Annotated in this window: 16 protein-coding genes; 2 read left to right on the top strand and 14 right to left on the bottom strand. The window is 63.4% G+C overall.

All coding sequences use genetic code 11. The annotated features are described in order from the left end of the window. The 8 genes from BM244_RS16720 to BM244_RS16685 form a co-directional block, all read right to left on the bottom strand. On the bottom strand, positions 1–638 hold a 638-nt coding region (locus BM244_RS16720), incomplete at its 3' end, for a glycosyltransferase family 2 protein (protein ID WP_093400022.1). Further along, positions 635–1,567 (bottom strand): polysaccharide pyruvyl transferase family protein, encoded by a 933-nt coding sequence (locus tag BM244_RS16715; RefSeq protein ID WP_093400021.1) that lies wholly within the window; start codon positions 1,565–1,567, stop codon positions 635–637. The genes BM244_RS16715 and BM244_RS16720, both read right to left, overlap by 4 nt. After that, positions 1,564–2,637, bottom strand: coding sequence for a glycosyltransferase (locus BM244_RS16710; protein ID WP_093400020.1), 1,074 nt, complete (start codon positions 2,635–2,637; stop codon positions 1,564–1,566). The genes BM244_RS16715 and BM244_RS16710 overlap by 4 nt, the downstream gene beginning before the upstream one ends. After that, positions 2,634–3,563 (bottom strand): galactosyltransferase-related protein, encoded by a 930-nt coding sequence (locus BM244_RS16705; RefSeq protein ID WP_093400019.1) that lies wholly within the window; start codon positions 3,561–3,563, stop codon positions 2,634–2,636. The genes BM244_RS16710 and BM244_RS16705 overlap by 4 nt, the downstream gene beginning before the upstream one ends. A gap of 44 nt (positions 3,564–3,607) precedes the next feature. Then, on the bottom strand, positions 3,608–4,285 hold the full coding sequence (locus BM244_RS16700) for a PIG-L family deacetylase (protein WP_093400018.1): 678 nt from the start codon (positions 4,283–4,285) through the stop codon (positions 3,608–3,610). Positions 4,286–4,309: 24 nt separating this feature from the next. After that, complete coding sequence (locus tag BM244_RS23185; protein WP_175518249.1) at positions 4,310–4,675, bottom strand: glycosyltransferase; 366 nt, start codon at positions 4,673–4,675, stop codon at positions 4,310–4,312. Then, positions 4,672–5,706 carry a potassium channel family protein gene (locus tag BM244_RS16690; protein ID WP_093400016.1) on the bottom strand — a complete coding sequence of 345 codons (1,035 nt, stop codon included), beginning with the start codon at positions 5,704–5,706 and terminating at the stop codon, positions 4,672–4,674. Before BM244_RS16690 ends, BM244_RS23185 begins: the two co-directional genes overlap by 4 nt. Before the next feature lie 120 nt (positions 5,707–5,826). Further along, positions 5,827–6,045, bottom strand: a complete 219-nt coding sequence (locus tag BM244_RS16685) for a hypothetical protein (protein ID WP_093400015.1) — start codon at positions 6,043–6,045, stop codon at positions 5,827–5,829. 380 nt (positions 6,046–6,425) lie between these two features. On the opposite strand from BM244_RS16685, the gene BM244_RS16680 reads away from it, so the two are divergent. After that, a complete protein-coding gene (locus tag BM244_RS16680) occupies positions 6,426–7,934 on the top strand; it encodes a tryptophan halogenase family protein (RefSeq protein WP_093400014.1) in 1,509 nt (502 codons plus the stop codon). Further along, positions 7,931–8,602, top strand: coding sequence for a DUF6445 family protein (locus tag BM244_RS16675; RefSeq protein WP_093400013.1), 672 nt, complete (start codon positions 7,931–7,933; stop codon positions 8,600–8,602). Before BM244_RS16680 ends, BM244_RS16675 begins: the two co-directional genes overlap by 4 nt. Here BM244_RS16675 and BM244_RS16670 read toward each other — a convergent pair. The 6 genes from BM244_RS16670 to BM244_RS16640 all read right to left on the bottom strand — a co-directional run bounded on the left by BM244_RS16670 (position 8,599) and on the right by BM244_RS16640 (position 19,452). Further along, positions 8,599–10,620 carry a hypothetical protein gene (locus tag BM244_RS16670; RefSeq protein WP_093400012.1) on the bottom strand — a complete coding sequence of 674 codons (2,022 nt, stop codon included), beginning with the start codon at positions 10,618–10,620 and terminating at the stop codon, positions 8,599–8,601. The genes BM244_RS16675 and BM244_RS16670 overlap by 4 nt on opposite strands. Positions 10,621–10,698: 78 nt before the next feature. Continuing rightward, positions 10,699–13,464: a TonB-dependent siderophore receptor gene (locus BM244_RS16665; protein ID WP_254784497.1), complete on the bottom strand. Its 2,766-nt coding sequence runs from the start codon at positions 13,462–13,464 to the stop codon at positions 10,699–10,701. A 121-nt stretch (positions 13,465–13,585) separates the two neighbouring features. Continuing rightward, positions 13,586–14,218 carry a FecR family protein gene (locus BM244_RS16660; protein ID WP_254784496.1) on the bottom strand — a complete coding sequence of 211 codons (633 nt, stop codon included), beginning with the start codon at positions 14,216–14,218 and terminating at the stop codon, positions 13,586–13,588. Between the two features lie 277 nt (positions 14,219–14,495). Then, positions 14,496–15,200, bottom strand: a complete 705-nt coding sequence (locus BM244_RS16655; protein WP_235525677.1) for an RNA polymerase sigma factor — start codon at positions 15,198–15,200, stop codon at positions 14,496–14,498. A gap of 491 nt (positions 15,201–15,691) precedes the next feature. Beyond that, positions 15,692–17,974: a TonB-dependent receptor gene (locus BM244_RS16645; RefSeq protein WP_254784495.1), complete on the bottom strand. Its 2,283-nt coding sequence runs from the start codon at positions 17,972–17,974 to the stop codon at positions 15,692–15,694. A gap of 275 nt (positions 17,975–18,249) precedes the next feature. After that, positions 18,250–19,452 carry a multidrug effflux MFS transporter gene (locus tag BM244_RS16640; protein ID WP_093400085.1) on the bottom strand — a complete coding sequence of 401 codons (1,203 nt, stop codon included), beginning with the start codon at positions 19,450–19,452 and terminating at the stop codon, positions 18,250–18,252. Between the last annotated feature and the right edge of the window lie 417 nt (positions 19,453–19,869).

The raw sequence follows: 19,869 nt of genomic DNA, 5'->3' as shown, positions 1-19,869 counted from the left end.
ACGACCATCAGCGGGTCATAGAGCACCGCAACGTCGAGGCCCGCTGCACGAAACAGGAAATCCGTATCCTCCGCGGACACGAAGGGCGCGCCGGCCCCGAACCGTTCGTCGAAGCATCCCGTCAACCGCACAACATCCGCGGTGAACGCCAGATTTGCTCCCATGATGAACCCACCCGGAAACCCGTGCGACGGCGCGACCATGGGATGGTCCTCGAGCTTGATCGTTACGGGGAGATCGGCCGGGTTGCCGAGCAGGATGCGACCGCCGATGATCGCCGGTCCGCTGGCCCTTTGGAACGCGGCACATACGGCGGCGAAATAGTCTTGATGCAGGACACAGTCGTCGTCCGTCATCGCGATGATGCGCCCGGTGCAGCGCGCAAGCCCGGCGTTGCGTGCGCGGGCGAGCCCGGGATGCGGTTCGTGGACGAGGTGGACCGGTAAAGTCTGCCCGGCTTGCCACTGCGCCAGTCGCTGCGGCGTGTTGTCGACCGAGCCATTGTCGACCACGACGACCTCCACGGTCGTGTTTCTGGCATACGTTGCCGCCCGCTCCACGGACTCTAGCGTCGCTGCCAGCGAGCCAGCGCGATTGCGCGTGCAGACGAGTAGGCTCACGTCGACGGCGGCAGTCACCGCGCGCCTACGCGCTGCGTGGCAAGAACCATGGCGTGTTCGATCGTCGACGCCCTCGTCACGATCGAGTCCGGGGCGGGCCAGGCGTCGAGATACGCGGCGATCTTGCCGTAGTCGTTGTCGAGGACGACGTGCCGAATGCCGAGCAGGTCGGCGAGAATGTGACCATGCAGCCGGTCCGTCACGACGACCCGCCCCTGCGCGAGCAATCGCAGCCCACGATCGACGCGTGCGACGGCTTGGGCTTCGCGTGCTTTGGCATCGACTCCGAACGGTAGATCCGCATCGTCTTCCAGCCAATCCACGACGGTCGCTGGATCGGCCGAAGGTACCGCATAGCCTTGTCGTTCGTCGTCGGTACGCATCAGCATCAATACGTCGTATTGCGGCGCGCCGCGCGATTGCTCGCCCAGCGCATACGCCGAGTCCGGCGCTAGGTGGGACGGGCAGGCCAGCTGCTTGCGTGCGAAATCCAGGCTGCGCGTATCGCGGACGTATAGGACGAAGTCCGGATGGTCGGCGACAAGCGCGGCGAACCGTTCGACCTCCGACGGCGTGCGAAAATGGATCGATTGCGGTAGCTGCACGACCGGTCGATCGCGGACCATTGCCAGGATGTTCTCGCGGAACCGCTGGTGATGCGGCCAGATGTCGCCAAGATTTCCGCCGCCATGCAGGAACAGCACTCCGTCGGGGCAGGCGCTACGAAATGCATCGACATCGAAATCGTGCCAGGTCGAAACGTAACACGGATCGCGTCCCGTTATCTCCCGCAGCATGGCGAGTTCGCCGAGCCAGATCGCGCTGTCGCCGACGTTCGCATGATCTGGAAAGTCGACCAGCGCGTAGTGAGAACCAAGCTCGACATGCGTCCGGTATAATGCGGAGAGCAGCGCGCGCTGCTCTCCCAGATGGTCGCTGTTCGTCATGCGACCCGCCCTTGTTCGTGACCGACCACGTCACGGTAAAGGTCCTCGCATCGATCGAGCCACCGATCACGGGTAAAGGCCGTCTCGACCCGCTCGCGTTGTGGGGCGCGGGGGCGTTGGATGGCCATCGTGATGGCGTCGGCAAGCGCTGGAACATCCCCGGGTGGTGCGAAACACCCTGTTTCGCCGATGACCTCGCGTAGCGCGCCGCGGTCGAACGCCGCTACCGGCAGGCCACATGCCATCGCTTCGACCGCGACCAAGCCAAAGGGTTCGTCCCAGCACGGCGTGAACACGAACACCGAGGCGTGGCCCATTTCCAATGCCAGTGCCGCTGCGTCCAGATGCCCGCCATATCGGATGCTGCCGTCCAGCAGCGGCGCCACGTCGGCGTCCCAATAATCGCGATCCTCGATCGGTCCGAACAGCGTGAGCGGGACGCCGGTCATCCGGGCCGCCTTCGCCGCCAGATCGGGTGCCTTGTCCGGCGTCATCCTGCCGCACCAGACCGCGCTGCCATTGCCGTGGGCGACGAACGGCCACGTTGCGAGATCGATGCCGTTGTGGAGGACCGAGGCTTCGCGTGGCGGGCCGTCCGGCCACCAGGCGGCAAGCTGGTGCGCCGAGGTCGCGGTCAGGCGGTGGGTCGGCGCGACGCTGGCATGCACGAACCAGCGGAGCGCGTCGTAGGGCGGGACGTGCAAGGAGGTGACGGTCGGGACCACAGCGGTCCGCGCCGGCTCGAGCGGGAAGCGGTGCAGGCTGTTATTATGCACCACGTCGAAATTACCGGCGGCGATCCGGTCGCAGGCGGCGGCGTAGCCGTCGTCGAGATGCGCGATCAGCGGCGCAAAGCCGCGGTGCTCGGCGCCCGGAAATGTGCGTTCGTAATGCTCCGGGATCACCGCATCGATTGTAAATCGCGGATCGCTGTCCCCCGAGGCGAACAGCACCACGTCGTGACCACGCGCCTGGAGACCCGCTGCCAGATGCCAGCATTGCGATTCCATCCCGCCAGCAAAGGGTTGGGCGATCGGCTGGCGGACATGGCAGAGGAGCGCGATCCTCATTCGGCCGCCGCGGCTCTCTCGCTTGCCGCCAGCCGGTCTTCGAGCAGGCGGATAACGGTCGCGGTATTGGCGTAGGGCTGATGGCTCTGCTGGCCGGTCAGCGCGAGATCGGCGGCGTCGGGTCGGCGCAAGATACGGATAGGCCGACCCGGGGTCGGGTCGATCAGGCCCATCAGGCGGAACGCCTGGAGCCAATGGCCCATCGTCCGATAGCCCCATTTGGTCTCGAACAGCTCGGCATTGCGCACGACGCTGTCGAGGTGATGCACCGGCGGCATATGGTGCGGATGATATTGGTGATAGGCCAGACCGCCCTTGATCCACGCGATCTGCACGCCGGCCTCGTCGAGCGCCTTGCCGAAATCGGTATCCTCGCCGCCATAGCCGACATAGCGCTCGTCGAAGCCGCCAAGATCGAGGAACGTCGTCCGCCGCATCGCGAAGTTGAGTGACCAGAAACAACGATAGTCGGTGCAGATCTCGATGCCCTGGGGCGGGGGACCGCGACGGTCCGAGTGCTTCACCGCGATCTCGGCGAACCGGTCATACTGCCAGTCGCCATCGGTCGCGCCGCCCGGCAGGTACAGGACCTCGCCCATCAACAGCCCGTCGAACGTGTCGAGGAACCCGGCATAATCCGCTAGCAGCGTGGGCGTCGGGATGCAGTCCATGTCGAGAAAGACGATGACGTCGCCGGTCGCTGCGCGGGCCGCGACGTTACGCGCAGAGGCAAGCGGAAGGGCGTCGGCGACGACCTGCATCTGGCGGATCGGGAACGGCGCCTCGGGCAGGTCGTACAGGTCGTCCTGCATCACCGCGACGATCAGTTCGGTCGGCATCAGCGTCTGGCGCATCAGTCCACGGACGACGTTGACGAGATGGTCTGGACGCCCCTTGCCCAGGGTAACGACGGAAACTTCGGTCATGATGATGGCTCTGCTTGGAATTGGGGACGCGCGGCGGCGGTGGATCAGTAAGCGCGAAGCGGGTAGAAGCGTTCCTCCGCGATCCGCTCGGTCCGCTCGGTCATCGCCTCCACCCCGCCGAACTGGAAGCCGAGCTGCGACCCGTACGCGGCACACGCGGCGATCCGCCGCGCCCGCGTTTCCGGCGTGAGGCGTTCGATTACCGCGGGCATGGCGGCAACGCGGTCTTCGCGGTCGGCATAAGGCCAGTCTTCCCATAGCAATACGGTATGATCGGCAGCGGACCGCCGGATCGCCTCCAGAACGATGGGATGGTCGACATGGTTGCCAATGCACAGCGGCCCAAGAACGAGATCCGGCCGTTCCGCCACGAGTAACTCGGCCACCGCCGCCGCGACATCGTCGACGATCCGGTCGTCGGTCAGCCGCGCCGCGAACAGCATCTGTGCCGAGGTGTAACCACGGTGCGGCGCCTCCAGGAACGGCAAATGCGTCGCGCGTGCGCTAAGCGCTTCGCATGCCGCTTGATCCTCGGCACGGCGCATCGCCATGTAATCCACGTCGGCGCCCAGGCCCTTGTCGAGCTGGCACGCGAGCGCGAACCCGGTCGGCTGCGCGACGTTGCCGGTGAAGCACGTCGCCACCGTGACCTCCCAGCCTGGTCTATACGCGACGCCAGCAGCCCGCCGGCGGAGAAGGCGGCATCGTCCAGATGCGGCGATATTGCGAGCAGCTTCACCGGTCGCTCACAGCAGATGCGGCTCGCTACGGAAGCGGCAGGGCGTGATCGGCAGGTCCGTGTCGAAGGCGGCTTGCGGCTGGTTACGCAGGTCGCGGTAGATGCCGACGATCTGCTGCCCGACCGCATCCCAGCTATATACCCGGCGGCATTCTTCTAACGCGACGGTCGCCAGGCGCGTGCGCAGGCTCGTATCGGCAATGACGCGGGTCAGCGAAGTCGCCAGCGCCGGTACGTCGCCCGGATCGGTGAGCAGGCCATTCTCGTCGTCGCGGACGCAGTCGACGACGCCGACGGCGTGGCACGAGACGACCGCGAGGCCGCACGCCATCGCCTCGAGGATGGTGTTCGAGAACCCCTCGGCGTAGCTCAAGTGGTAAGTTCGGCATGATCCCGCCGCACGGCCTCCACGATGAGATCGCCCGGTTCGAGCCGCTGCGTTTCCGCCTCCCAGAACCCAAAGCTTCGATCGCCCCGGTAGATACGGTGGCCGAGACCGGTACGGATCTCCGACAATGGGAAGCCCACCTCTCCCGAGGTCACCGCCCGTTCGTGCAAGACGACCTGTCCGTCTGTCGCGGCAAGATCCGCCAGATAGGACGCGATATGCGCGCCGTGGGTCGATCCTGCCAACAGGACACCGGCCAGACTTGCCGGATTGATCACGGTGTCGGCGCCGGCCTGCCGTGCAATCGCCTCGTTGTCATGCGACTTTATGACGACGCTAATGGGTACCCGTGGGGCCAGTCCCCGCGCGGTCAGGACGATTAGGATTGAGGTGTCGTCCCGCCCGGCCGCGACAATCAGGGCACGCGCACGGGCGAGCTGTGCGGCTTCCAGCGCCGCATTGCGGGTCGCATCGCCCTGCATGACGGTCGTTCCCCGCGCTTCGGCAGCGTCGAGCGCGACAGTCCGATCGTCGATGACCACGATCGCCTCGGGTTCCGCACCGCGCTTGACGAGTTCTTCGACGGCTTCGGCGCCGCTCGTTCCATACCCGGCGACGACGACATGACCATGGAGGTGACGCTGAATGACCGTCATGCGCCACCGGTCCCAGACATTTTTGAGCAGGAAGTCATACGCCGTCCCCAGAAAGATGATCCATACGAAGAGCCTGACCGGCGTGACGACGAACGTGTCGAACATGCGCGCCTGGGTCGTCACGGGTACGATGTCGCCATAGCCGACGGTGGTGACCGTGATCATGGTAAAGTAGAGCACATCGAGAAAGCTAATCGCGCCGTCGATGTTGTCGCGCAGGCCATCGCGGTCGAACCAGTGACCGAATAGCGCGATGGCGATGAGCGCGCCAGCTAGTCCCACCCGCCATAGCAGCCTGACCCAAACCGGCGTTCTACCGCGCCGTCTCAGGGTAAAGCTGCGTCGTTGGGGACGGATCATGCCGTGGTCTACGCATGGTTCCGACCGACCGGAAGGGCTGCCGATCACGTTTTAGGCGTCGTGAGCGCGCGACCAGAGCTGATAGGTCAAACGTGCATGAGCGTCCGACGCCCTATCGGCCTAGCGGACGCCGAACCCCGCGGTGCTGTTTGCGCCATCGTCGGTTCGCTCGCGACCAGCGAGGACGTTCTCGAGTTCCGCCAGGGAATGGGGCACGTCGAGGTGCTGCGCTCCAAGGAACAAGCGTGACCCATTACCTTCGGGCACCGCATGGGTCAGCTTGTCAATATCTACTAGCGCCTTGCCTTGCGGCAGTATCTCGATCTGAACAAATCGCATGTCATGTCTCATTCTTGAGTCTAGCGGCTGGATCGCCACATGTTGATACCGAACGGGTGCGCTGGACACCTCGCGTCATCTAAAAGCGTAGCTGATTGAAGCCGCAAATATCAGCCTACGATTGAGATGAACGAATGGCCGAAGTTAGGAAGCGGGTAGGTCAGTCTGAATGTCTACAACTGGGTCCCTTCACGGGCCCGAATGACTGACCCGCTGCGTGCGCGCTGCCAGTCTACGCGAGTGATCGACCACGCGCCGGCAGAACGCCGCTGGCCAACCGGGACTTCAGGCCAATGGATACCTATCGACGCTAACCGTCGCGCCGGCATGAGTAAGGAAGCAGCTTGCTATCCAAGAGAAATTGCGCAGGACTGCGTGGCATGAAGCGCGTGCAACGTCTTGTAATCCTTGGCGGAGGAACCGCGGGGTGGATGACCGCCGCGGCCATGAGCGCCACGTTCGGCGACCTGGTCAACATCAGCATCCTCGAATCTGACGCAATCGGCACCATCGGTGTCGGCGAAGCGACTATCCCGACGATCCACTGGTTCAACCAGTTGATCGGACTGGACGAGGAGGCATTCGTCGCGGCGACGAAAGCGAGTTTCAAGCTCGGCATCGAATTCGTCGATTGGGCGCGACCCGGCACGCGGTATTTCCACCCGTTTGGTCGCTACGGCGTCGATCTTGGACCCGTGCCGTTCCACCAGCACTGGTTGCGCGGGAAGGGAGACGGACTCGATCGGCCGCTTTCGGTTTATTCGCTGGCCGCGCAGCTTGCCGCCGCCGGCCGCTTCGCGAAGCCCGTGGACGATCCGCGGTCGATCCTGTCGACGCTCGGCTATGCCTATCATTTCGACGCCGGCCTCTACGCCCGCCACCTGCGCCAACTTGCCGAGAAACGCGGCGCCGTCCGGCACGAGGGCCTGCTGCGCGATATCGAGCGTGATCCCAAAACCGGCTTCGTCACCGCCTTGACGAGCGACCGGGGCGAGCGGCTGGAGGGCGATCTCTTCATCGACTGCTCGGGGTTTCGTGCGCTGCTTATCGGCGAGACGATGGGCGCTCGGTTCGAGGACTGGTCGCATTGGCTGCCCTGCGATCGCGCAGTCGCCGTGCCGTGCGCGCGCATCGCCGCAACGACGCCGTTCACGCGGTCGACGCTGCGCCCCGCCGGCTGGCAGTGGCGGATCCCGCTCCAGCACCGCACCGGCAACGGCTATGTCTATGCAAGCAGTTTCGTGTCGGACGACGAGGCGGTGGCGACCCTGCTCTCCAACCTAGACGGCGAAGCGCTGGCAGATCCACGGATGCTGCGCTTTACCGCAGGGTTCCGGCGCGAGGCATGGCGCGGCAATGTTGTCGCGATCGGGCTGTCATCGGGGTTCCTCGAGCCGCTCGAGTCGACCAGTATCCACCTGATCCAGAGCGGTATCGCGAAGCTTATCACGCTGTTCCCGGATGCCGATTGCGACCCCGTACTGGCGCGTCAGTTCAACACGCTGTTCGCACGTGACATGGACGGCATCCGCGACTTTCTGATCCTGCACTATCACGCCACGCAGGGCCATGACGCGCCGCTCTGGCAACACACTCACCATATGACGCCGCCTCCCACGCTGGTCGACAAGATCGCGCAATATACGCGCGCCGGACGTCTGATGTTGAGTGCCGACGAACTGTTCCGCGAGCCAAGCTGGCTCGCGGTGCTGGAGGGGCAGGGGGTGGGCGCCTTGGGCCATGCGCCGTTGGCCGATACCCTCGATGCGGCGACAAACCGCCGCCAGCTCAACCAGATCGAGACGGTCATCGCGCGCGCGACGCCCACGCTGCCCTTGCATGACGCGGCCATCGCAGCGCTCGTTGCCCCGCAGGTCGCCGGGAGATGACGACGCCCGACGTGCGGGCGCGCCGTATCGGTACGGAAGGGGAGCCGGTGGTCGTCATCGACCACTTCGTCCCCGATCCCCACGCGCTGCGAGTTTTTGCCGCGACGCAGGATTATGGCCCGGCAGGACGACATTACCCCGGAATCGCCGCGTCGCTTCCCGATAGCTATATGCGCGATCAAGGGGCGCTCATCGCGACGATCGCGAAGCAGGTTTTAGGAATGTCGGCCGGGCTGTCGCTGCTGGAGGCGCGCTTCTCGATCGTGACGATGGCGCCGTCCGCGCTGTCGATCGAGCAACGCCTGCCGCACGTTGATGCGGTGGAGCCCGGACGGCTAGCGCTGATCCATTATCTCGTGCCCGACGAAACCGGCGGTACCGCGTTCTACCGGCATCGTTCGACCGGGTTCGAGACGATCGACGCCAGTCGCCGCGATCCTTATTTCGCCGCGCTCAACCGGGATCTGGCGAAGCACGGCGCACCCGAGTCCTATATCGCCGGCGACACGCCGCTGTTCGAACGGATCGCGCGTATCGACGGCGTGTACAATCGGGCGCTGCTGTATCGCAGCAGCCTGCTGCATTCGGGTGAGATCGCGGACGGCACGTCGCTGGCGTCCGACCCGCAAACCGGACGCCTGACGATCACTGGCTTCTTCGCCGGTTAGCGAGCCTCCGGCGGCTGCACGGCGAGATAGACCGTGCTCCACAATTGCGCCGCGTTTGATTCGTCGACATCGGCCTTGCCTGCACCGAAGGCGACGATGCGGTAGCCGCCGTCTTTGTACGTCCACGACCAGAGTTCCGATCCGCGGATCGTCCTGCCTGCCGCTATCGCGCGCCACAACGCCGCCTGTGCCGTCCTGAGCCGCGTCCGGGTCGCCGCGGGCAGGTCAGTCCGCTGCAACTGGCGTTCAAGCCCCGCCGCCAGCAACGCCTGCTGCCACGACCAGACGACTGCGCCGTGATATGCCGCGGGCGTAAAGCGCGCCTGTGCCGCCCCATCGGCGAACGCCGGATTAGCTACCAGCAAGCCGATGTCGGTCATCAGACCCGCCGGGAAGGGCTGCATGATCCCGCCCACAAAGGTATCGAGATCGTTTGAGGACGGTCGCCCGAACAACAGCGCAAAGCCCTCGTCCGAATTGACGATCTTAACCGGCGCGCCATCGGCGCCCAAAGATAGCGCATGAAATACGACCGGGGCCTTGCCCAGTGCCGCCAGCGCCGGTGCTGCGAGCACGCCAAGGGTCGCTGCATAGCGCCGCACGTCCGCCGCGGCCGTTGCAGCAGGAATTACGACGCGGAACAGCGCGGGTGCCTTTGTCCGCCAGACTTCGGCCATCGTGCCGGCCCGCCCAAACGCCGCGCGATCGCCCGCCGACAGATATCTGTCGAGCAGTCCGGCCTGCGCGAGGCGATCTGCCGCTTCGATCGCCGCGGGGACTAGGGCGGCGTTCACGTCATACGCGTAAATGCCGCGGCCAAGGCCTTCATTGCTGTCGCGCCACTCGCCGGTCATCCGCCCGGGCTTGATCGCGACGAGGTTGCGGGCCGATGGGGCTGCGGCGAACGCACTCGCCTGCGCCAGCACGAAGCGGAGATTGCGGACCAGCGCTGCACCGACCGTCTCGCCGCGCCCCGGCTGGCTCTCGCTTGCTAGCGGCGCGGCCAGATAGGCGGACGCACGTGCTTTGTCCGCCCCGAGCAGATAGTCAGCGGCGACCGGTCCGAGCATGTAATCGTCGTCGACCATGCCATAATCGAGTTCGGCGGCGTCACCGCTGCGGCTCGTCTTGCGATTGGCGAGGATCGCGAATTCGCCAATCCCTTCTTCATGCGCGACTTCGCCGCCAGCCGACAGTCGCGCGATGACGGCATTGAGGCCCGCTTCGATCGCGACGGGTTTGAGCGCCGGCATCAGCAGCCGCAACGACATCAGCGTGTCGCGCCCGAAATACGTATCGAAGCGCCAGGAACCCGCCAGGAACTTTTCCCGATAGCTGAGAAACGCCAGTGCATTGCGCGCGGCGGGATCGGCGGCCGCCGTCGCATTGAGCAACTCCGCCGCCGGGATAGGGGTCAACGGTGCGTCGCCGGTCAGCGCAGTGATCTCCAACCGGATCTGCCCGTTCGGGCCGGCAACGATCGCGCCCCGGTCGATCCGCCCTTCGACAACCCGCAGCGTCAGTTCATAGCCTGCCGCCCCGTCGAGGCGCTTGCGGTGCCACGTGATTACATCCCCGGCGATTGCCGGCGTCGCGGCGAGTTCCACGGGGAACGTCCCAACTGCCTGATAGTCGCGCAGGAAGCGGATGTTGGACAACACCGCCTGCTTTGGAACCAGCCGCGGCGCATCGACGGTCGCGACCGCAACGATGCCGTGCAGGCTCCCGCGGTTCAACGTTAGCGGTGCCTGGTCCAGCCGCCAGGTCACGGGGCGTGCGGTGTTCGCGAACCACAGGCCGACACCGCTGTTGCCCGCCGGAAACGCTACCAGGATGCGCGGATCGTTACCGTTGCGCAGCAGGACATGCGCCGCCACCGCCTTGTCGCGGACGAAGGCGTTGAGGTTCTTCCCCTCGGTCAACTGATACGCAAGCTCCGGTCGAGCCGTGATCGGCGCCGCGGCGCAAGTGAGGAGTACGAGGCCACCCGCCATCGCCATGCGCGCTATCGTCTTCATGATTGTCACTCCGCGAAAAGGGGCGGCAGAACAGTTGCCTGCTCGCCGCCCCGTTTGAACCCCCAAATCGTCAGTCGTTCAGAATTTCAGCGTAACCGATCCGCCATAGGTCGTGCCGACAATGCCGCGGGCATAGAAATAGCCATCGGTTACCGCCTGTGTCTGGCCCTGCCGCGGATTGCCCTCGGTCAGGCCAACGACGTTGAAGATGTTGTCGGCGTTGAAGTTCGCCTGGATCCGGTCGTTGACGTTGATCGTGATCCCCGCGCTGGTCACGCCGTAGCTGGGGAGAGCGACCCCGTTGCCGGCATCCGCGAAGATCCGCCCGACATATTTGTAGCGGCCGTACACTTCGCCCAAGCCATTCGGCAGCTTGATCGCTGGCGTGATCGTGAACAGCTTGGCGGGCGTGCGTTCGGGGCGGTTGCCTTCGTACTGCGCACCCTGGCTAACGCCGTCGATCTCGAGGTTGAGCAGCTTGGGTTGCTGGAACACGCCCTGGAAATCCACCGAGAACCACGTGATCGGACGGACGTTCACATCCACTTCGACGCCGCGCGTGCGCAGGTCGGCGTTGATGTTCTGCTGTTGCGATGGGTTGGTCGGGTTGGCGAAGTTGTAGTTCTGGTTTTTGAAGTTGGTCTGGAAAACGGTCGCCGAGCCGCTGATGAAGCGCTGGTATTGATAGCGGACACCGGCCTCGTACAGCTCGATCGTCGTGATAGGATCGGTGTTGTTGGTCTGGAAACCGTTCGCATAGCGCGCGTAGATCGCGAGGTTCGGCGTGAACTGATAGTTCGCGCCGGCGGTGTACGCTGCCTTCGACTGTGTCCGCTGCGTCCGTGCAAAGGTCCCGTCGAAGGTCGATCCGACCGTGCGGATGAGGCCGGGCACGTTTGGCTGCACCGGCTGGTTCACCGCCGCTGCCTGACCGTCCAGGAACGTCGCGGAGTCGCGCTCCCAGCGGATGCCGCCGTCGAGATGCAGGTCGCCGATCGACAGCTCGTCATTGGCATAAAACGAGACGGTGGAGTCCTTGCGCGTGCGGATGCCAGCGCCCCAGTCGCCATACGAAACCAAGCCGTTATCGGACAGCGTACCGACGACGCCATTAGCCGCGTTCAGCGCAACGATGTCGTAGATGTCGCTGTTCGACCGCACGTCGTTGACGACGCTGGCCGTCGCCGACTGGTCCTGCTCGCGTGTCACGTCGTAATACATCGCGCCGACGGTCAGCGAGTTCTTGAAACCGCCGCTCTCATATTCCCACGTGCCGCCGCCGTTGAGACCGAAATCCTTGCCGTCGATGTAATCGTGGTTGAGCGTCGTGCGCTGGAGGAAGCCGTTGCCGTTCAGCGCATTCAGATCCGTGGTCTGGTTGCTGCCCAGCACCGTGCCAGTCCGCAGGTTGCGGATGCCGAAGCGCGTCGCGGTTGGAAACGCCGTTCGCCCCGCGGTCAGCAGGTCGTTGATCGGCGAACCGGCGCCGGGCGTCAGATAGTTGACGGCGCTGGTCAGACCGGCGTTCCCGGTGCCCGAGCCGGGGAACAGGCCGTTGAAGTCGTACGAGTATTTCAGGTAGCGACTGTGTAGGAACAGGTTGACGCTGTCGCTGACCGGCGTTTCCATGTCGATGCGGAACTGCGCCGTCTTCGCCTTGATGCCATCCTGATAGCGAAATTCGCGGAAGCCGCTTGGATGCGCGAAAGTCGAGACCGGGACCTGGATGCTCTTGAACGCATCACCGCCGACATTGCCGAACTGCGTGCTGAGGCTTGGGATACCGCTCGGCTCGCCATCAATGAAGCGGTACGGCTGATCCGCATAAAAGGCATTCTCGATATCGCCGCCCTTGGCGGAGATGCGGATATAGCCACCGGCCTCGGGGCGATACTCCAGCGCGCCCTTGATGCGCCATCCGCGATAGTCGAACGGGTTGTCGCGCACGCCAGGGCTCGACTGGAAATAGCCGCCGACGTTGAACGCCAGCTTATCGGTGATAGGCGACGACAGATACACTTCGCCGCGCTTCTGGCCGTAATTGTAATAGCTACCGCGCGCCATGGCTTCGGTACGCGTGAAGTTCGGCGTCTTCGAAATGAAGTTGATCGTCGCGCCGGCACCGTTGACGGTCAATACACCCGACGAGCCGCCCTTCACCGCTTCGAGGCGATCGATCGTCAGGTCCTGGTCGAAGAAGAAGTCGGCACCGCCGCCGCTGTACAGGATCGGCATGCCGTCCTCTTCCAGCTGGATGAAGCGCTGGCCGCCGCCTTGCAGGCCGCGCACCGAATAATTGTTCGATACGGCGCCCGCGGTCGACTCCACGAAGATGCCGGGGATCAGTTCGAGCATGTCTGCTGTCGACCGCGGAGCCTTGCGGTCGATATCGGCGCGCGACGCTAGCGTAATATCAGCTGACGATGTGATTAGAGCTCGGTTACGGGTTGTTTGCCCCGTGACGACGATGTCCGCGTTCTCATCAGATGCGCTCACCGCAGTTGGGGCGGTTGTATCTTGCGCAACTGCGGTTGATACTTGAGTTGTCGAGCGGGGTGCCGCCATAACCCCAGTCGCGAGCACAGCCGTGCGGCCATTGAATGACACGATCTTGAGACCGGAGGCGCTGGCGATCTGGCGGAGGCCGTCGGCGACTGCAAGATTGCCCTTGATTGCGACGATCCGTCGGCCGCGCGTAGCGTCTTCAGGCGCAATGATCTGAATGCCCGCCTGGCGTGCGAATGCGACGATACCGGTCGATGCCGACTGGGCGGCAACATCAAAGTTTCGGGTCTGTCCGAAAGCAACTGCTGGCGATGCGGCAACCGCGACGCTGGTCAACATAAGGCCCAAATAGAACTGCGAACGCATTATAATCCTCCCCTTACGATCTGCCGACCGCGTCTTTAGCGCGTCTGCAGGAGAAGATGCGTCGCGCTCCCGTTTCCGTCAGGATTTGCGAGATTTATTTTACGATCCGTAAATCAGTGCCGTCTCTCTCGATCTTCGCACCCGTCATTATCGCAGCCGCGCGTGCGAACCCGTCCAGATCATCGGTGCGAAACCAACCCACGATCCTGCGGTCGGCTAGTTGTGTATCAACGGATAATTGTCGCCTATTGTACCGGTTGAACTCGGCTGCAGCGTCGCCAAAAGTCATACCATCGAGTATGATTTCACCCTGTCGCCATGCTAATGACTCGGCGGGCTTCGCATTTGCGACGACGGTTTCGGCGGTACCGGACACATCTGCTACGCTTGCTTGCTTGCCAGCGCTTAACATGACGAAGCGTTCTGGGGCAGCAACCGACCAGACTCGAACACGCCCTTCCGTTACCGTCACCTCAGCGCGGCCCAGATAACGGCGAACCGCGAAGGCCGTTCCAACCGCACGAACCCGCACGTCGCCCGCAGAGACCACAAACGGTCGAGCATGATCCGTTGCTACCGCGAACCAGGCCTCGCCATCGTCAAGCGCTACCGACCGCTGCTCCGGCGTCATTCGTACACGAGTCCGGCTAGCGGTGTTGAGAACGATGGTTGATCCGTCTTCAAGCTTGGCTAGACGGCGTTCGCCGACAGCTGTTTCTATGCCCATACTGCCGTGCGTTTCTAGCCAGACCACGCCTAAGGCCGCGGCAGCAACCGCTAAGCCCCCGCTGACCGTCAGTACTCGCCGACGAGAGAATAACGGTCTCGCTACTATGCGGGCATCAGCCGCGTCCAACCCACTCCAAACAGCACGGGCACGCAGCAAGGCACCAACGTGTCGCGGATGTTCTGCACACCAACGGTCGATCTCGCCTGCCAAGTTCGCATCGTCTGGTGCGCGATCCAGCCGCGCGACCCACCTCGCTGCAGCAACGTCGATAGCGTCAGGATGGTCGCGCATTGCGGTTCCTTTCGTTTCGCGATGGCAAGTCAGCCCTGTCATCTGTTGAAAGGCCACTAAGGATAATTTTTAATCCCCGTGCCAGATCGTTCTCAACGATCATCTCAGTCACGCCCAATTCTTCTGCGATATGCCGCTGCGACAGTCCTTCGACCTTTCGCATGCGAAAGATGGTTCGGCTTCGCTCTGGAAGCGCGGCTAGAAGATGTTCGACTTTCGCTAATAGTCCCCGCCCTGCGACGATACGTTCAGGTGAAAGATGGTCGGCAGCTAGCGCAAGTTCGAGATCGGCAATGGTTCCAACGGCCTCAATACGCACGACGCGAGCTCTGCGTAGCTCGGTCAGAACTACGTTGCGTGCTGTCTGAAACAGATAACGACGCGGATCCTCTACACGCTTGAAATCTGCCAACGCCGCCAACCGGCAATAGGCTTCCTGGACGACATCATCTACATCAACACCAGGAAATCCGGCCCGGAGCCACCGTCGCAACTCGGGCTCATGCGGCAGAATCTGCCGGGCAACCCAGTTTACGAGTTCGGTAGTTACGTGCCTCATTTCACTCCTGACCACAGCATAGATGCATGGCCCCGATATTTCCGTCACGGTTTTACCGAGCGAAGACCAAATCTGTGCTCCCATCATTCGATGACGCCGGTTGTGGATCGGCGTCGAAAGCTCTGCCATGGCAGAGTATCGCTAATTTATTGAAGCTACCTCGAAAACCTACATGGTAGGGGCTAGATCGGCGCCGATCGAAACCCTTCCCTGACCGACATTTTGCGAATGATTGCAGTCAGTTGCTTCGCTAGCAGCAGGGGTTCGCTTTCGACGCTGATCCCCACCGCTGATAGATCGAGTTCGTCTCACTGAGGCATGAGCATTGGGCGGCATGGCTTGCACGTACAAAGCCTCTTTGAGTTCGAAAATCGGCGACATTTCGTGCAGGCTGAAGATGAACGAACGGCAGAAATGGGGAGAGAGGAAATTGCTCGTGAGTGTCCGCTTGTGGGTCTGGCTGGAAGCCTCAAGGGCAGGGACGCCTTTGCCCAGCAGCGACTTAAGGTTAGGGCCAGTGCCGAAGCACTGGTCCACCTCGATGTCAGGTCAAAGTACAGCGTCTCTGGCTCGCTTACGCAGAAAAGTCGACTGTAAGGCGCTCAGTTCGCCGTCTTATCTTAGAATGCGATCTTGAACTGTCCCCCGATGATCCGCGGCTCGTTGATCATGCCCGTCAGGTTGTTGAAGTCGATCGCGCTGATGCTGCGATACTGGTTGGTGATGTTGCGGACGAATGCGCCGACCTCATACCCCTGCGGCGACTTGTAGCCGACCTTGAGCCCGCCTTCGAGCGACGACTTGCCGGTGAACTCGACCGCTTCGTACAGGAAGAAGTTGATACGGCTGCGATAGACCCAGTCGGTATAGGCATAGACCTCGCCGCCATTGGCGAGCGGGATGCCGTAGCGCGCCGTCCAGTTGGCGATCCAGCGCGGCGCCTGGGGAAGGTCGTTGCCGTCGATCACCGCGAACCCGTTGACGATCGGATCGAGCACGGTGCAGGTCGCACATACCCCGACGCCGATGCCCCGGTCGCGAATTTCGGTGAAGTTGTAGCTCCCGCTCGCGGTCAGCGTCAGCTCGGGGAGCGGCCGCGCCTCGAACTCGCCTTCGACGCCGTAGCCGATCGCCTTGTTCGCGCTGATCAGCCGTGCCGAATTGCTGCTGCCGCCGACCGCAGTGATCTGCAGGTCCTTGGTGCTGTACCAATAGCCGTCGAGCGAGAAGTTCACTTTCCGGTCGAGCAGCGTGCCCTTGAAACCGCTCTCGCCCGAGAACGTCGTCTGCTTGGGGGCGGTGCTCTGGACGCTGCCGAAGGTCACGCGGTCCTGGATTGCCGGGCCCTGATAGCCGGTCGCGAGCCGCGAATAGACGTTGATCGCGGGCGTCAGTTCATAGGTCGCGCTCGCGTCCCAGGTGACGTTCGAGCCACGGACGATCGCCCGCGCCGGCAACGTGTCGCTGATCCCGGTGCCGGGGATCGGCGCGGTGACGAGGTCGTTGCGATAGTCGTGCGAATAGCGAACGCCCGCGCGCAACGTCAGCAGGTCGACGGGCTTGGCCTCGATCGAGGCGAACGCGCCATAATTCTCGTTGCGGTTGTCGTGGTAGATATCCTGGTCGAGATCGGTCGCGCGCGATCCGGTACCGCCGAACGCATAGTCATACTGGTGATACCGCAGCGTCTGGTGGAAATAATACAGCCCGCCCTGCAGGCGGATGCCGTTCAGGTCCTCGCTCGCGTAGCGCAGTTCCTGGCTGAACTCCTTGGGCTTGGTCAGGCCGCCGGTGTTCGACGGAAACAGCCCGACGCCGATCGCGCCGATCGTGCCGCCGAGGAACGTGTAGTTGTTGCCGCCATCGACATCGCCGGTGCTCTCGACCTTGGCCTGCTCGTAGCCGGTGACCGAGTAGAACGTGCCGATGCCGTCGAGGTGATAGTCGAGCCGGAGATTGGTACCCCACTGTGTGAGGCTCTGGCTGGTATAGCCGTCGAGCGTGACGTGCTTGGGGTCGAACCCGGTGTTGAAGTCGTTGGTGCCCGGCTTGAACAGCCCGGCGCGGAAGATGCGCGGCGAGCCGGTGAGGTCGCGGACGTGGACGTTCAGCAACGCGTTGAAGTCGCTGCTGGTATAGCCGAGCTGGAAGCGGCCGGCGACGTCGCGATAGCCTTCGAGCTTGCGGTCGGCGTTGCCCGTCGTCGAATCGTTCTTCACCCAATCGTCGCGCGACTGGATGATCCCCGACGCGCGAAACGCGAAGCCGTTGCCGATCGGCAGGTTCAGCGCCGCCTCGCCGTTGATCGTGTTGTACGTCGCCCAGGATCCGGTCGCATAGCCCGAGACCTTGTCCGGGTTCGGCTTGGCGGAATCGATCTTCACGACGCCGGCGGGCGTGTTGCGCCCGAACAGCGTGCCCTGCGGACCACGTAGCACTTCGACGCTTTGCAGATCGAAGACCGGGAACGACTTCAGCATCGGGTTCTCGAGCGCGACGTCGTCATACACGACCGACACCGGCTGCGCGGCGTTGGGATCGAAATCGGTGTTGCCGAGGCCGCGGATGTAGAAGCGCGGGAAGGTGCGACCGAACGACGACTCGACCTGAAGGCTCGGCGTGCGCCCAGCGAGGAAGCGGATGTCGAGGCCGCTCGAATTGAGCACGTCGAGCTTCTCGCCGCTGATCGCGGTGACCGCGAGCGGCACGTCCTTCGACGATTCCCGGCGGCGGGTCGCGGTGACGACGATCTCACCGACGCCTTGCTCGCTCGCCGGATCGCTCACGGCTTGTGCAGCCGGCACCTGTTCCTGTGCGATGGCGGGCACCGCGAAAACGAGCAGCGGCGCGCTGGCGGCGAGCAGGCGGGCGATGGCAGACGTACGAACGGGCAAGCGAATCATGGATGGTCCCCCCTTGGGCTTCGAACATCCTCCAGCGTCGATCCGTGTGACCCGGATTCGTCGCCAATCGGTAACACCGCTGTAACGCGCGGCAATAGGCGGGGTTAAGCTCGATGCGTTTTTGACGGGCACCGCGACATCTTTGCCCCAGTTGGCGCCGCTGACACGGTTGCCTGCGGCATCACTCTGACCTCGAACATGAATGAGCGTCTGAAGTCAGGAAACGATGAAAGGCGCCTGAACCTCCACTTGTGGGTCTAGGCGTACTCTGGCTGCTACGTGTCACTAGCATGTCGAGCCTGGAACAGCCTTCGTCCTTCCGTGAAGTACACGACGCCCAGAACTGCGACGCCGATCGCAAGGTATCCAATGGCCAGCGGATAGGTCGTGCCGTCATATGCCTGCCCGATGATGGAGCCGACGATCACCGCCCCGATGCTGGTGATGAAGCCTTGTATTGAGGACGCGGTACCGGCGATGTGTCCTACAGGCTCCATCGCCATGGCACCGAAGTTCGACCCGCACAGTCCTATGCAGGTCATGCTGAGTGCCTGGAACATCATGTACGTCCCCAGCGACTCCCGTCCGACGCCGATTACTACGAGGTGGAGCAGCGACAAGGCGATTAGAGCGAGCACTGCGGACTGGGAGATGAGGCGGGTGCCAAGCCGCTCGACGAGGCGGCTGTTGGCAAAGGATGCACAGCCCATTGAGAAGGCGCAGACGGCGAACAGGATCGTGAAGCGTCCGCCGGCATGGTACTCATCGACGAATATCTGCTGGGCGGAGGAGACGAAGGCGATGATGCCGCCAAACGTCATCGACGCCGCCACGGCATAGCCGGCGGAGAAGCGGTTCGTCAGCGTCAATCGGTAGGCGCGGCCGAGAGACGCCCGCGACAAGGGAGAACGACGTTCCACCGGCAGGGATTCGCGCAGGCGGAGCGCGGACCAGGCGAGGACGACGGCCGCAAAGGTCGCTAGCGCGTAGAAGATGAAGCGCCAGGGTCCGAAGGCCAGCAGGACCTGGCCGAGGCTTGGCGCCATGATCGGCACCAGGAAGAAGATCATCTGGGCGACCGAGAGAGTGCGCGCCATCTGGCGGCCCGAATAGCGATCCCGCACGATCGCGACCGCGAGTACCCGCGTTGATGCCGACATGAGGCCCTGGAGTACTCGCGCGCCGAGAAGGGCTGGGAACGTCTGCGAACCTGCGGCGAAGATGCTGGCTGCCACGAAGCCGGCAAGGGTGATGAGCAGGATGGGCCTGCGGCCATATCTGTCCGCAAGCGGGCCGTAGACGAGCTGTCCAGCACCGAAGCCCAGCATATAGACCGTGATAATCCACTGTCGGTGGTTGGCCGTCGTGATGGCAAGCTGATGGCCGATGTCGGCGAGCGCAGGCAGCATCAGGTCCACGCCCAAAGCGTTGACCGCCATCAGCGCGGCGACGAACGCGACGAATTCGCCAGCTCGCATGGAGGCAGAAGTCTGCTGATCGATCATGGCCGTCATCTAGGTCAGCAATTTGCCAGTGACCATGCCTGCCGGCACGCACAAACGGCGGCTCGCGAGGAGTGAACTATGGGGGGCTTGGCTTTTCGGCGTGCAGATCAACGTTCGATCGATTTCAGGGCAATTCTCGTTCGTTGGCATTGACCGCAGGCTTCCTGAACGAGCGTCTGAAGTTGGGGAGCGACAAGGACAAGATGAACGGCCCCTTGTGGGTCTCTCGTGTCGCCAGACGCTGCCTTTCCGATGCCATCCCTCATTGACGACGACCAGCATCTGAGACCATCGCGTTGTCCATGACCAAGAGCAAGGGGCGCACCGGCGCGCATGCGCGGGCTAATATCCAGCCTGCACCAACAGCCACGGAGCTCGACGCAGCCAAGC

Origin of the sequence: Sphingomonas sp. OK281 (assembly GCF_900115295.1) — a bacterium.
Classification (GTDB): Bacteria; Pseudomonadota; Alphaproteobacteria; order Sphingomonadales; family Sphingomonadaceae; genus Sphingomonas.
The sequence above is the reverse complement of the archived record's forward strand: the minus strand, read 5'-3'. Positions and strand labels throughout refer to the sequence as shown.